Genomic DNA, 14,183 nt, shown 5'->3' on the forward strand with positions numbered 1-14,183 from the left:
ACGCTGTCGTGTCGGGAAGGGCCTTCGCGCTTCGCGAGGTCCTTTCGCGCGAGCAGCCCGGCGCACCTTCAACCCTCCAGGAGATCCCTCCCATGGTGCACGAGCAGACGGAAGGGGCCGGGCGCGCCGCGGCCTGGGAAGACCCCAAGACGGTGTCGGCGCGCGCCCCCCGCATCCTCGTCGCGGATGATCAACTGGAGATGCGCACCCTCATCCGCAAGATGCTGGTGCGGCGCGGTTATGAGGTGGTGGAGGCGTCGGACGGACCGGACCTGGTGCGCGTCCTCATCGACGGGCTGACGGCGGACGAGTCCCGCGCGCCCGACCTCATCATCACCGACGTGCGCATGCCGGGCTTCACCGGCCTGGAGGTGCTCGCCCGCCTGCGCCGCGAGCAGTGGAACACGCCCGTCATCCTCATCACCGCGTTCGGCGACGCGAAGCTGCACGGCGAGGCTCAGCGGCTGGGGGCTGCCTACGTGCTCGACAAGCCGTTCGAACTGGACGAACTGCGCGACGCGGTGGAGGCGGCGCTCGCAGTGGCGCGGGGCTGAAGCGGGGCCGGGCGCGGCGCGCTAGGCTTGCCGCCGCTCGCGAAGCCGCACCCTCGCAAGGAAGCCCATGCACCGCATGCCCTGGTCCCTGTCGTTGTCGCTCCTGTGCCTGGGGTGCGCGCCCGCGCAGCGTCAGACGCCGGACGCGGGATCCTCCGAAGCGGTGCCCCAGCGGCTGGTGGCGCGCATCGTCCACACGTACCCGCACGACCCGACGGCCTTCACCCAGGGGCTCCAGTTCCACCAGGGCCAGCTCTACGAGAGCACCGGCGAGAAGGGTGACCTGCGGCGCATCTCCCTGGAGCAGACCGCGCCGCTGTGGACCCAGGCCCTGCCGGGCGTGTTCCCGGAGGGGCTGGCCAGCGACGGCGAGCGCCTGTACCAGCTCACGTGGCAGGACGAGACGCTATTCGTGTGGAGCGGCGCGACGCCTGTGCAGGAGAAGCAGGTGGCGTACAAGGGCGAGGGCTGGGGCCTGTGCTTCTGGCAGGGGCAGCTGGTGCGCAGCGACGGCACGTCCACGCTGCGCTTCCACGACCCGAAGGACTTCCACGTGAAGTCCCAGGTGAAGGTGACGTTGCAGGGCACGCCGCAGGAGATGCTCAACGAGCTGGAGTGCGCGGAGGACGGCGTCTACGCCAACGTCTGGCACGCCAACCACGTCCTGAAGATCGACTACGCCACGGGCCACGTGCTGGCGGTCATCGACGCGTCGGCGCTGGTGCAGGCGGAGCGCGGACGGGCGCGCGGCTATGAGGCGGTGCTCAACGGCATCGCGCTGGAGCCCGGCACCGGCCGCCTGTTCTTCACCGGCAAGCTGTGGCCCGACCTCTTCGAGGTGAAGCTGGAGCCCGCCGCCACGCCGTAGTGACCGACCTCAGGGCGCCCCGGTGGCACCCTGCCGGGAGAAGCGCCGCCGCACCGTCCGGGTGACCTCCGCGTCCCAGCGCAGCGAGAACAGCTCCACCACGGTCCGCTGGAAGGGCAGGGCACACGCCAGACAGGCCAGCGTCGCGGCCAGCCCGATGAGCGTGTTCTGCCACGAGGCCAGGTTCCACTGTCCGGACCAGAACCACTCCCTCAGGCTCTGCGGCCAGAAGTAGTGGATGGGCCAACCGGGACCGCTGCCCGCGAGGTCGCACAGCAGATGCCCATGGAATGCCGCCACCGACAGCAGCGCCACGGCCGCGCGCCGCCGGGCCAGCGCCGCGCAGACCGTCATCGTGACGAGCGCTCCCACGTAGCCGTGGAAGATGACGTGGTGATAGCGCGCGTAGAACTCCTCCCCCGCGAGCAATGACAGTCCATCCAGGTCCGGTGCGAGCCCCGCGCAGGTGACGAGGATGCGGTCGCGCCGCTCACGCAGGCCTTGCGCCAGCAGCCAGGACAGTTCGGCGTGGACAATGGGATTCATGAAGGTGCTGAAGCGTACGGTGATTCACATCCGGCCGTCATCCGGGCCTGGAAGGTCCGTGCCAGGGGTGAAGGTTTCCGGAGCCGTGCGTTCAGAGAGGAGGGGGCAATGACTCATCATGAATCCCATCTCCGCGCACCCAGACAGACTCCGGGCTTTTTCACAGGGACGCCAGACGGAGTTTTCCAGGCAGGACATCGCCACGCTGTTCGAAGCCCGCGCACGTGAGACACCGGAGGCCGTGGCGTTGCGCTTCGAGGGCGGAGCGCTCAGCTATGACACGCTCAACCGACGTGCGAACCGGCTGGCGCGGAGGCTCCAGGCCCAGGGCGTGGGGTTGGATCAACCCGTGGGGATCCGCGTCGACCGCACCCCGGAGACACTCGTCGGGTTGCTGGGAATCCTGAAGGCGGGCGGGGCCTATCTGCCCCTGGATTCCAGCCATCCGGTGGATCGTCTCAACGTGATGATCGAGGACGCGGGGCTGCGCGTGCTGGTGGGCCGCCGCGAGGACGTCCAGGGGCTGCGCTTCCAGGGCCACGTCGTCGAACCTTCCTCGCCGGACGAACCCCTGGAGGAGCGCGACGCGTGGAACGTCCGGGGGGGCGCGGGTCCTGACTCGCTGGCCTACGTGCTGTTCACGTCGGGCTCCACGGGAAGGCCCAAGGGCGTGTGCATTCCGCACCGGGGCGTGGCCCGGCTGGTGCTGGACGCAGGCTTCATGGGGTTCCGGCCCGACGACCGCGTCCTCCAGGCCGCTTCGTTCTCGTTCGACGCTTCGACCCTGGAGGTCTGGGGCGCACTCCTGAACGGCGCCACGCTGTGCCTCCTCTCGCAGGAGACGCTGCTGTCGCCTCCGCTCCTCGCGGCACGGCTTGAGCGTGACGCGGTGTCGGTCGCGGTCCTGAGCACGTCGCTGTTCCACCAACTGGCCGCGGCCATCCCGGACGCGTTCCGTCAGCTTCGCGTGTTGATGGTCGGCGGCGACGTGCTGGACCCCAAGTGGGTGGCGCACGTGATGGCGCACGGGAAGCCCCAGCGCCTGCTCAACAGCTATGGCCCGACGGAGTGCACCACCTCCGCGACGGCCCATGAGATCCGCTCGCCGCCCGAGCCCGGGACGTCCATTCCCATCGGAGGGCCGCTCGCGAACCTCCAGGTGTACGTGCTGGACGACGCGCTGGCGCTCCGGCCCGTCGGTGAAGTGGGGGAGCTGTACATCGGCGGAGAGGGGCTCGCGCGCGGCTACCTGAACCGCCCCGACCTGACCCGCGAGCGGTTCCTCCCCGACCCCTTCCGCGACGCCCCGGAGGCACGGCTGTATCGGACGGGGGACCGCGCGCGGTGGCGGGAGGACGGCACGCTGGAGTTCCTGGGGCGCGTGGACCATCAGGTGAAGATCCGGGGCGCCCGCGTCGAGCTGGCGGAGATCGAAAGTGCGCTGCGGGGCCATGGGCAGGTCGGTGACGCGGTGGTCCGGGTGCATGAGGCGTCGCCCGGGGACAAGCGGCTGGTCGCCTATGTCTCACCGCGCGAGGGTGCCTCCCCGGACGCGACGGAGCTGCTGGTGCACCTGCGCTCCCGGCTGCCGGCCTTCATGGTTCCCCATGCGGTCATGGTGCTGGACCGGCTGCCGCTCAATCCCAGTGGGAAGGTGGACCTCCAGCAGCTCCCGGCGCCGCACTTCGGCGCGGGGGACGGTGAGGCGCCGCGCGAGGGACTGGAGCGCGAGGTGGCGCGCGTCTGGGCGGAGGTGCTGGGCACGGAGCAGGCCGGCACCCAGGACCGCTTCCTGGACTCGGGAGGGGATTCGCTGCTGGCGGTCCGCTTCATCGAACGGTTGGATCAAGCGCTGGCGGTCCGCCTGCCGGTGCGCGCGCTGTTCGAGAATCCGACCCTCGAAGCCCTGGCGCGACGCGTGGAGGCAGCGCGGGGCGAAGCCCGGGGGCTGGACCTGCCTCCAGTCGTTCCCGTGGACCGGAGAGGGCCCCTGCCGCTGTCCGATGCCCAGCGCCAGCTCTGGCTGCTGCATCAGGTGGCGCCCCGGAGCGCCTTCTACAACGAGCCCTTCACGCTGTACCTGCCGGGCGACATCGAACCCGAAGCACTGGAACAGGCGTTCCATTCGCTCATCGCCCGGCATGAAGTCCTGCGCACCACCTTCGGATCCACGCCGGAAGGTCCCCTCCAGCGGATACAGCCTGGGACGGCGTTCCGGTTGCGGAGCGTGGATCTCCGCCCGGTCCCCGAAGGACTTCGGAGCGCGAAGGCCGCGCGACTGACCACGCAGGAGGCGCGCGAGCCCTTCGACCTGGAACGGGGCCCGCTGCTGCGGGCGACGCTGATGCGGCTGAGCGCTTCGGAGTGCCGCCTCGCGTTGGTCATGCATCACCTGGTGGTGGACGGCTTCACGATGGCGACGTTCCTCCAGGAACTGCATCGCTTCTATCGGGCGGCCATCGATGGCAGGCCCGCGGAGCTGGCGCCCATGCCGCTCCAGTACGCGGACGCCGCGGCCTGGCAGCAGGGCCCTCGCTACCGGGAGGCCATCGCGCCGCACCTCGGCTACTGGAAGCGGACGCTCGCGGGGGCGCCGCACCTGGAGCTTCCCACCCAACGTCCCCGTCCTCCCGTGCAGGGCTTCCGTGGCGCGAAGCACTTCGTGCGCATCCCCCGGGACCTCCTGGAGGCCGTGAAGGCGCTGGGTCGCCGTGAGGACGCCACGCTCTTCATGACGATGCTGTCGGCGTTCGGCGCGCTGCTGCACCGCTACTCCGGCAGCGACGACCTCGTCATCGGTGGTGCCTTCTCGGGACGCGGCCGTGAAGAACTGCGCACCATCTCCGGCCACTTCGTGAACCTGTTGCCCCTGCGGCTGCGGTTCTCCGAAGGGTTGAGCTTCCGGGCCCTCGTGGGGCGGGTGCGGCAGGTGTGTCTGGAGGCGCTCGAACATCAGGACGCGCCGCTCGTGCGCATCGTGGAGGCGGTGAACCCGGCGCGCATCCCCGGTGCGAATCCGCTCCTCCAGGTGTCGTGCACCCTGGAGCCGCCCATCTCGGTGCCGGGCTCGGGGTGGCGGGTGGAGCCGCACGACGTCGACACGGGGACGTCGAAGCTGGACCTCTCCCTCGAACTGGATGAGCGGCCGGACGGCATGTCCGTGCGGCTGGAGTACGCGCTGGACCTGTTCGACCCCTGGATGATTTCCCAACTGGGCGAGCACTTCGTGACGCTGCTCCGCGAGGCCGTCCGGGACCCGGACGTGTCCGTCTCCGCGCTGCCGCTGTTGTCGGAGCAGGAGAAGACCCGGCTCCTGGAGTGGGCGCAGGGACCGGCGGAGGACGTGTCCACCGCCGACTGCCTGCACCATCCCTTCGAGGCCCAGGCCGAGCGCACCCCGGAGGCCCCCGCCCTGGTGTTCCAGGGCCGGGTGATGAACTACCGGACGCTGAACGCGGAGGCGAACCGGCTGGCCCACCACCTGCGCTCGCTAGGGGTCGGTCCTGGGGACCTGGTGGGCCTGTGCCTCCAGCGCTCCTTCGAGATGATCATTGGGGTGCTCGCGACGTTGAAGGCGGGCGCGGCCTACGTGCCGCTGGATCCCAGCTACCCCCAGGCGCGGCTGGAGTTCACGGCGCGGGACGCGGGGTTGAAGCTCGTCCTCGCGCAGGAGGCGACGCGGTCGCTCGTGGCGGGCACGGGCGCCCGGGTCCTCGGTCTGGAGCAACTGCGCGAAACGCTCGCCGGAGCCTCCGTGGAGAATCCCCGGGTCCCCGTCACAGGCGAGGACCTGGCGTATGTCATCTACACCTCGGGTTCGACGGGCCAGCCCAAGGGCGTGCTGCTGGGGCACCGGGGTGCGGTCCATCTCTGCGAAACCGTGGCCGCGCGCTTCGGCTTCGGGCCCGGGGTCCGTGCGCTGCAGTTCACGCGGTTCGGGTTCGACTTCTCCGTCGCGGAGATCTTCCCGACGCTCTTCTCCGGCGCGACGCTGTACCTGCTCGCGCAGGCGGAGGTGACGCCCGGCGAGGAGCTGGCCGACTTCCTGGCGTCCCAGCGCATCCACATCGCGATGTTCACGCCCGCGGCGCTGAGCCCCATGGCGTGGCGGGCGCTCCCGGACCTGAAGGTGCTGGTGGTCGGCGGCGAAGAGGTGCCGGAGCAGCTCGTGGACACCTGGGCCCCGGGCCGGCGGTTCATCCAGGTGTATGGGCCCACGGAGACCACCGTCTTCACGACCTCGGGCGACTGCGTGGCCGGCGCGGGCAGGTCCCCCATCGGCAAGCCGCTTCCGGGCTACGAGGTCTATCTGCTCGACGACGCCCTGGCGCCAGTACCCGTGGGCGTCCGGGGTTCGCTCTACATCGGCGGGGTGGGGCTGGCGCGGGGCTACCTGCACCGCCCGGAGCTGGATGCGGAGCGGTTCGTTCCCCATCCGTTCAGCGCGGAGCCAGGCGCCCGGCTCTACAAGAGCGGAGACGTCGCCAGCCATCGTCCGGACGGCAGCATCGAGTTCCACGGACGGTCGGATCGGCAGATCAAACTGCGCGGCTTCCGCATCGAGCTGGGCGAAGTGGAGGCCGCGCTGCGGGAGCACCCTGACGTACGGGACGCGGTGGTTGAGCTCCGGCTGCTCGCGGGGGAGCGGCACCTCGTCGGCTACGTCGTCCCCCGGAATGCCGACGCGGCGGCGCGTCTCCAGTCGCGCGGCTTCAAGGAGGCGCTGGGCCAGACACTGCCGCCCCACATGGTTCCCCGGGAGCTGGTGGTGCTGGAGTCGTTCCCGCTGGGCGTCACCGGGAAGATCGACCGGAGCGCGCTGTCGCCTCCTCCTTCCCGAACGCAGGGGCGTGACGTGGCGTCCGGGGCGGCCGCGTCCACGGAGCGCGAGAAGGCGCTGGAGCGCATCTGGTGCCGGCTCCTCGGAGTGGAGCGCATCGGCAGACAGGAGGGCTTCTTCGACGCGGGGGGAAACTCCCTGTTGCTCGCACGGATGCAGTCGGCGCTCGAAGTGGAGCTGGGCATCCGGGTGAGCATGGCCACGCTGTTCCAATACCCGACCCTCGAAGCCCTGGCGCGGCGGTTGGACGACGCGTCGGTGGAAGCGCCCGCGCGAACGCCTCGAAGGGAACGCAGTGCCAGTCCGGAGCAGCGTCCGGGCAGCATCGCCATCATCGGGCGGGCGGGCCGCTTCCCGGGAGCGCCGGATCTCGATGCGCTCTGGTCGCTGCTGGTGGAAGGCCGCGAGGGCCTCTCCCGCTTCAGCAAGGAGGAACTGGTGGCGGCGGGAGAGGACCCCAAGCTTGTGGAGGAGCCCGCCTACGTCCGTGCCTCGGGGATCCTCGAGGACGCGGAGTTCTTCGACGCCGGTTTCTTCGGCTACAGCCCGCAGGACGCCCGGCTGATGGATCCGCAGCTGCGCCTGTTCCTGGAGTGCGCCTGGGAGGCGCTGGAGGCCGCGGGCTACGACCCGAAGCGACTGCCCGGAAAGGCAGGCATCTTCGCGGGCTCGGGCGCGCCGCGTTACTGGTTGGAACAGGTCGCGTCGCGCTACCGCACCCTGTCGGTGGCCTCCGAATCGTACCGGTCCATCCTGGGCAATCCGTGGCAGTTCCTGGCCACGACGACGGCGTATCAACTGGGCCTGCGCGGGCCCGCGCTCACGGTGCAGACCGCCTGCTCCACGTCCCTGGTGTCCATCCATCTGGCCTGTCAGAGCCTGCGCGCGGGCGAGTGCGAGCTGGCGCTTGCGGGTGGCGTCTCCCTCTTCGCCTCGGGGCCCGCCGGCTACCTCCACGAAGAGGGAAGCATCACCTCGCCGGACGGGCACTGCCGCCCGTTCGATGCGCGCGCTCAGGGCACCGTGCCCTCCAGTGGCGTGGGCCTCGTGGTGTTGAAGCGCCTGGAGGACGCGTTGCGTGATGGCGACACCGTCCATGCCGTCATCCGGGGCTCGGCCATCAACAACGACGGCAACGGCAAGGTGGGCTTCACCGCGCCCGGCGTGGAGGGACAGCGCGACGTCATCGCGCGGGCCCACGCGTCCGCCGGAGTGGATCCGCGTCACATCACCTACGTCGAAGCCCACGGGACCGCGACGCCGCTGGGAGACCCCCTGGAGGTCCAGGCGCTGCGGCTGGCCTTCGGTGACCGCGAGGACGCGGCGCCTTCCTGCGCGCTGGGTTCGCTCAAGAGCAACGTGGGGCACCTGGACTCGGCGGCCGGCGTGGCCGGACTCCTCAAGGTGACGCTGGCCCTGGAGCACCGCTTCATCCCCGGAACCGTCCACTTCGAGCACGCCCCCGAGGAGCTGGAGCTGGAGCGAAGCCGCTTCCTGGTGAGCCGGGAGGGACGTCCGTGGACTGCCCCCGAAGGACTCCCGCGCCTCGCGGGCGTGAGCGCGTTTGGCATTGGCGGGACGAACGCCCATGTGGTGCTCGAAGAAGCCCCGCCCGTGCCGGTAGCGACCGGTGCGCCAGAAGGCGAGACGGTGCTGGTGCTGTCGGCCCGGAGCGAGGAGGCCCTGGACGCGGCGTCGCGGCAGCTCGCGAACCACCTGGAGCAGCACCCGACCCAGGCGCTCGCGGACGTCGCGTACACGTCGCGCGAAGGTCGGACCGCCTTCGAGTACCGGCGCGCCATCGTGTGCGGGGATGCAGCGGAAGCCATCGCGAAGCTCCGGCGGGATGGTTCCTCGCGACGCGCGACCCGCCACGTGCCCGAAGTGGTCTTCCTGTTTCCCGGGACGGGGACGCAGGAGGCGGGCATGGGGGCGGCGTGGTATCGGCGCGCGCCGGTGTACCGCGAGGCCCTGGATCAATGCCTCGCGCTCTTCGGTCGGGATCCGGAGCGCGAGCTGCGCGCCGTGTTGTTCGCGGAGGATGCGGACCGGGCCCGCGCCGAGGAGGCCCTGCGCGCACCGTCGCTGGGCATGGCCGCCCTCTTCTCCACGGAGTACGCGCTGTCGCGACTGCTGCTCTCCTGGAACGTCCAGCCCACGGCCCTCATGGGCCACAGCCTGGGCGAATACACCGCGGCCTGCCTGTCCGGGGTCCTGTCGCTGGAGGAGGCCGTGGCCCTGGTCGACCTGCGCGGTCGGCTCTGCGATGCCCTGCCGCCTTCGGGCATGTTGGCCATCCCGCTGTCGGAGGGCGTGCTGGCGCAGGAGCTTCCCGCCGACCTGTCCCTGGCCGCGGTCAACGGGCCCGGCCAGTGCGTGGTGTCCGGGACGGTGGAGGCCCTGGAGTCCTTCGCGGCGCTGCTGCTGTCGAAGGGCGTGCGCTCCAAACGGCTGCCGCGCGCGAGCGGCTTCCACTCGGCGCTGGTGGAGCCGGCGATGCAGCCGCTCACGGCCCTGGCGTCGTCCATGGATCCAAAGGTCCCGGGCATTCCCCTGGTCTCCAACGTCACGGGCACCTGGATGGACGCGGCCACCGCGCGCGACCCCGCGTACTGGGCCCGTCACCTGCGACACACGGTCCGCTTCTCCCGGGGCCTGGACCTGCTGCTGGAAGGCCGCGAGCGCATCCTCGTGGAGGTGGGGCCGGGCCGCGTCCTCTCCACGCTGGCGCTGCTGCATCCCCAGGCGGGCACGCACCGGCTGGTCCTGCCCACGCTGGGCGTGCCGGTGGGACGGCGCACCGCCCCCGAATCCGATGAGCAGTCGCTGCTGTGCGCGGTGGGCCACCTGTGGACCGCGGGCGTGCCGGTGGACTGGAGCGCGATGCGGGGCGGGGTGTCCCGGAGGCGCGTCTCCCTTCCGACGTATCCCTTCGAGCGCAAGCACTACTCACTGGCGAAGAAGGAGCCGCCTCCGTCGGAGGCGCTGGAGCCCGGACCTGTCGTCAGGTCGCAGGGCATCCACCGGGAGGGCGTGCGGGCGACGGTGGAAGCCATCTGGAAGGACCTGCTGGGCGAGGAGTCGCTGACGCCCGACAGCCACTTCTTCGAGCTGGGCGGCACCTCCCTCCTGGTCGTGCAGCTCAACCGCGAACTCAAGGCGAAGCTGTCGGTGGGCCTGTCGCTGCACGCGGTGCTGGAACACCCGACGCTGGGCGCGTTGACCCAGGCCATCCTCTCCGAGCTGGAGAAGACGGGGCGGCCCTTCCGGAAGGAGGCCGCGTTGTTGATGCACCTCCAGGAGGGGCGGCCCGGTCAGGTGCCGCTCTTCTTCGTGCAGCCCATTGGCGGAACGGTCTTCACATACATGCCGCTGACGCGGCGGCTGGGGCCCGCCCGGCCGGTGTATGCGTTCCGCGCCTCGGGGCTGGAACCCGGCGAGGTGCTCTACCGGGACGTGCCGTTGATGGCTCGCCGGTACGTGGACGAGCTGCTGGCGTCCCACCCGAAGGGGCCCTACTGGCTGGGAGGCCATTCGTCGGGGGGCGTCATCGCCTATGAGATGGCCGCCGTCCTGCTGGAGCGGGGGCATGCGGTGTCGGGCGTCATCCAGATCGACACGGTGACGGTGGATGACTCGCGCAGGCTGGGGATCCGGAGCGTGGGGGACGTGCTCCAGTTGATCGACGCGTTCAAGGAAATCTCTCCGCGCGCGGCGGAGGGCTTGAAGACGGCGATGGAGCTCGACTTCCGGCTGCGCGACGTGGTGCTCGCCACCAACGAGGCCATCGCCGCGTACACGCCCGGACGGCATGCGGTCCCCCTGGTGTACCTGCGGGCCCAGGAGCGGGACACGGTCCTGGATGGCCACGCGGAGGAGTGGTGGCGCGCGCTGACGACGGCGCACTTCCAGTTTCACGAAGTGCCCGGCAACCACTTCAGCGTCATGGAGGCGCCCTTCGTGAGGCAGGTGGCCCGGATCCTCGAGGACTGCGTGACGGCGGGGAAGGGAGTACGGCGCGATGACCACGGCGTGGGTTGAGGGGAAGCAGGACACGGGGAGCTGGAAGGCCGAGCTGGGACAGCGCTTCACCGCGTTCGTGGACGCCTACGAACGTGGCAGCCTGGACGCGCTGCGGGAGCTGTTCTGGCACGACGACGACATCGTGGTCGTGGGCACCCACTCCAACCTGCACTTCGTCGGCTGGGAGCAGGTCGAACACTCCTTCCGCACCCAGTTCGCGAGCCTGCGCGACATCCGGGTGACGCTGCGCTCCGCACAGCTCTGGCACGGCGGGGCACCGCCCTCCACGCTGGCGTGTCTCACGCTGCCCGCGATGGACATCGCGGTGGTCGCGGGCGGCCGTCCCGCCACCTTCGAGGGCATCCGCGTGACGTGCGTGTTCGAGCGCCGGGACGCGGAGTGGCGGATGGTCCAGATGCACTGGTCGCTTCCGCGCACGGAGGTGCTCGTCGACCACAAGTACCGATAGTCAGGGCGGCAGGGGCGAGCGTCGCGGCGTGCCCAGCAGCTCCAGCGTGCGCACCGCCACGTCCATCAGCGTGGAGGAACACGGCATGCAACCGCCACCGCAGCACGAAGGCCAGTCGCCCTCCGGGTCGCGCAAGAGCGGATACACGCAACCGCGCAGGGACTCCGGCAGACCTGCGTCCTCGCACGCCTGGCGCAGGGCCGCCTGCACGGTGGCATCCTTCACATCCATCGTTCCTGTTCCGAACCACGGGCCACGGGTCTCCAGCCCGGGGACCTCACGGCTTCACGACGGAGCCCTCCCCGGGACGAACGTGCTGGCGCGACGCCTCCTTCGCCGGGCGCCTGGCGCGCCTTCCGCCGCTGCCCATCAGGATGTCCACCCACCGGTTGCTGATGCCGAAGTTGCGGTCCGGCGTCGCGAAGTGGTGCGCCATGTGGTGCGCGCGCAGTTCCTTGCCCCATTTCGTGCGCGGCGTGTGGTGGTGCGTGGCCCAGTGGATCGTGTCGTAGGTCATGTAGCCCCAGACGATGCCGATGAAGTACGGAAGCGTCTGCGCCGGATGGCCTACCAACCACAGCAGCCCGCCGATGAGGAGGGCCAGTGGGACGCTCGCGCTGGGAGGCATCACCAGGCGCTGGGGGTCGTCCGGGTACTTATGGTGGTAGCCGTGGGCAATCTCATGCACCCGCCGGGTGATGGGGCCCTTGCCCTCCCAATGGAAGAAGAACCGGTGGATGCTGTACTCCATGAAGATCCACGTCAGCAGGCCGAGCGTCACGAACAGCACGCTCATCCCCACCGTCGTCCTCCCCGTGTACAGGCCCCAACCCAACAGGCCCAGTGTGAACGGGCCATAGAGGAGGATGGGCACCGCAGGGTGAACCTTCGAGCAGGCTTCGAGAAAGTCGTTCTCGAACATGCGAGTGGATTGATGCCGGAAGTACGCGCGACTCATGACTGTATGAGTCTTGGGATGATGACAGCCGATTGCCTCTGGCTGTTCGTCTGGCTGAAGTGTTGCCTTGCGTGAAGCTGCCCCCGCCCGCCTGCTGGCAGGATGTGTCCGTGCCCTCCGCCCCCCTGACTGCCTTCGCGCTGTTGCTCGCGGGACTCGCCGCTTCCTGCACCGGATCCGGTCGAACCACTTCCGCCCCGGGAGACGACCCCACGCTGCGTCTGATGGACACCGCGCGAGCCCACGCTCGGGCCCAGGGCTCCACGAGAGCCCCCGTCTGCTCCCCGGCCTTCGCGCTGTTGTCCTCGCGACCGGGCATCGAACTGAAGCGCCTGCGCGATGCCGGACACCCGGTCATCGTCTGGACGGTGAACGACCTGCCCACGATGCGGGCCCTGCTCCAGCGCGGCGTGGACGGAATCATCAGCGACCGGCCGGACCTGCTCGCCCAGGCGGTGCGCGACTTCGACGCCAACGCGGATGGCACGCCCGGCGACCTGCTGGATGCGGACGGCCTCATCGACCCGAAGCGCTTCGATGCGCAGGGCCACCGGGGCGCGCGGAACCTGCGTCCGGAGAACATGCTGCCCGCCTTCGAGGCCGCGCTCGACCACCGCATGACGACGTTGGAAATGGACACCGTCCTCACCGCGGACGGCGTGCCCGTGCTCTCCCACGACCCGGACCTGTCTCCGGCGAAGTGCCGCCACACGGACGGAAGCCCGCTCGCCGCCCCCGTTTCCATCGCGTCCCTCACCGTCGCGCGACTCCAGTCCGCCTTCGTCTGCGACCGGCTCCTGGAAGACCGTCCCGAGCAGACGAACGACCGCGCCCTGTCTCCCGAGGCCGTCGCCTTCGCCGCCCGCGCCGGCCTCCCGGACGCCTACACGGTGCCCACCCTGCGCCAGGTGTTCGCCTTCGCTGAAACACAGTCGGACGCCGAGCACACCGCCCGCGACCCGCTCCGCGCCCGGAACGCGAAGCGGGTGCGGTTCAATGTGGAACTCAAACGGACCTCCGCGAAGACAGCCATCCCCCTGGCGCATGGCGATGCGGTCGCCCAGGCCATCCTGTCTTCCGGACTCACTGCCCGCGCGGACGTGCAGTCCTTCGATGTGGGAGCGCTCCGCTCTCTTCAGTCCCGTCACCCCGGGTTGCGCACCGTCTACCTCTTGGAGCACCTACCAAGCGGGTCGGACCTGGAGGCGGCTTCCGAGTAGGAAAGCCCCTGTCCTCCCTCAAGATTCGGGAAGGTAGTCAGGCCCCGAATCATCTTGCGCAAAATTGTTAGGGGCCTTACTAGATGCCCCGCCTTGGCTCCTGTCCCTCCCAAGAACGCGACCCCGATGAAGCTCGTGCCCCGGTACGAGCGGCTCCAACTGCAGGTCCACCGCTTCCCCACGCTGGACCCGAGCGCCATCGAGACGTGTATCGCGATGCTGCGTCTGTCCAATGAGCTGACGGGGGCCTACGAGGCGCACTTCTCGCGGCACGGATTGTCGCAGGGGCGCTTCGTGGTTCTGGTGCAGTTGTTCCTCGCGGAGGACGCGGGCGGAACCCTGAGCCCCGCGGAGATCGCGGAGCTGGCGTCGTGCAGCCGCGCCACGATGACGGGGCTGCTCGACACGCTGGAGAAGGACGGCCTCGTCTCCCGCGTGGACCACCCCGAGGACCGGCGCATGTACTCGGTGCACCTCACCGAGCGGGGCCGCGACCTCATGCAGGGCATGTTGCCCGACCACTACCGCCGTACCGCCGCGCTCATGGCCCACCTGAGCCAGGACGAGCGCGACACCCTGCGCGCCCTGCTGGCCAAGGTGTCCGCCGGCGTCCCCGCCCTGCGCGATCCCTGATCCGCCTCCAGACCCCTTTCTTCATCCGACTCGAGCAACAACCATGACGACCCGCACCGCCTCCCTGGACGC

Annotated in this window: 9 protein-coding genes; 6 read left to right on the forward strand and 3 right to left on the reverse strand. The window is 70.2% G+C overall.

Annotated elements, in window-relative coordinates; genetic code table 11:
* Positions 1–92: 92 nt before the first annotated feature.
* Both D7Y13_RS14165 and D7Y13_RS14170 read left to right on the forward strand, forming a co-directional pair.
* The gene (locus tag D7Y13_RS14165) at positions 93–554 is read left to right on the forward strand and encodes a response regulator (protein WP_120584307.1); all 462 of its coding nucleotides are present in this window, start codon (positions 93–95) and stop codon (positions 552–554) included.
* Between the two features lie 67 nt (positions 555–621).
* Positions 622–1,422, forward strand: a complete 801-nt coding sequence (locus tag D7Y13_RS14170) for a glutaminyl-peptide cyclotransferase (protein WP_120533976.1) — start codon at positions 622–624, stop codon at positions 1,420–1,422.
* Positions 1,423–1,431: 9 nt separating this feature from the next.
* On the opposite strand, the gene D7Y13_RS14175 is transcribed toward D7Y13_RS14170, so the two are convergent.
* On the reverse strand, positions 1,432–1,968 hold the full coding sequence (locus D7Y13_RS14175; protein WP_120533975.1) for a metal-dependent hydrolase: 537 nt from the start codon (positions 1,966–1,968) through the stop codon (positions 1,432–1,434).
* Between the two features lie 118 nt (positions 1,969–2,086).
* On the opposite strand from D7Y13_RS14175, the gene D7Y13_RS14180 reads away from it, so the two are divergent.
* Both D7Y13_RS14180 and D7Y13_RS14185 read left to right on the forward strand, forming a co-directional pair.
* Positions 2,087–10,849: a non-ribosomal peptide synthetase/type I polyketide synthase gene (locus tag D7Y13_RS14180; protein ID WP_120584308.1), complete on the forward strand. Its 8,763-nt coding sequence runs from the start codon at positions 2,087–2,089 to the stop codon at positions 10,847–10,849.
* Positions 10,830–11,300, forward strand: a complete 471-nt coding sequence (locus D7Y13_RS14185) for a nuclear transport factor 2 family protein (protein ID WP_120533973.1) — start codon at positions 10,830–10,832, stop codon at positions 11,298–11,300. The genes D7Y13_RS14180 and D7Y13_RS14185 overlap by 20 nt, the downstream gene beginning before the upstream one ends.
* On the opposite strand, the gene D7Y13_RS14190 is transcribed toward D7Y13_RS14185, so the two are convergent.
* Both D7Y13_RS14190 and D7Y13_RS14195 read right to left on the reverse strand, forming a co-directional pair.
* Positions 11,301–11,531 (reverse strand): Rossmann-fold NAD(P)-binding domain-containing protein, encoded by a 231-nt coding sequence (locus D7Y13_RS14190; RefSeq protein WP_120533972.1) that lies wholly within the window; start codon positions 11,529–11,531, stop codon positions 11,301–11,303. It abuts the gene before it with no gap.
* A gap of 46 nt (positions 11,532–11,577) precedes the next feature.
* Positions 11,578–12,258 carry a sterol desaturase family protein gene (locus tag D7Y13_RS14195; RefSeq protein ID WP_233595672.1) on the reverse strand — a complete coding sequence of 227 codons (681 nt, stop codon included), beginning with the start codon at positions 12,256–12,258 and terminating at the stop codon, positions 11,578–11,580.
* 110 nt (positions 12,259–12,368) lie between these two features.
* On the opposite strand from D7Y13_RS14195, the gene D7Y13_RS45715 reads away from it, so the two are divergent.
* On the forward strand, positions 12,369–13,478 hold the full coding sequence (locus D7Y13_RS45715; protein ID WP_158626153.1) for a glycerophosphodiester phosphodiesterase family protein: 1,110 nt from the start codon (positions 12,369–12,371) through the stop codon (positions 13,476–13,478).
* Positions 13,479–13,604: 126 nt separating this feature from the next.
* Positions 13,605–14,111 carry a MarR family winged helix-turn-helix transcriptional regulator gene (locus D7Y13_RS14205; RefSeq protein WP_120533969.1) on the forward strand — a complete coding sequence of 169 codons (507 nt, stop codon included), beginning with the start codon at positions 13,605–13,607 and terminating at the stop codon, positions 14,109–14,111.
* The last annotated feature ends 72 nt before the right edge of the window (positions 14,112–14,183 follow it).

This window comes from Corallococcus praedator (assembly GCF_003612125.1).
GTDB classification, from domain to species: Bacteria; Myxococcota; Myxococcia; order Myxococcales; family Myxococcaceae; genus Corallococcus; species Corallococcus praedator.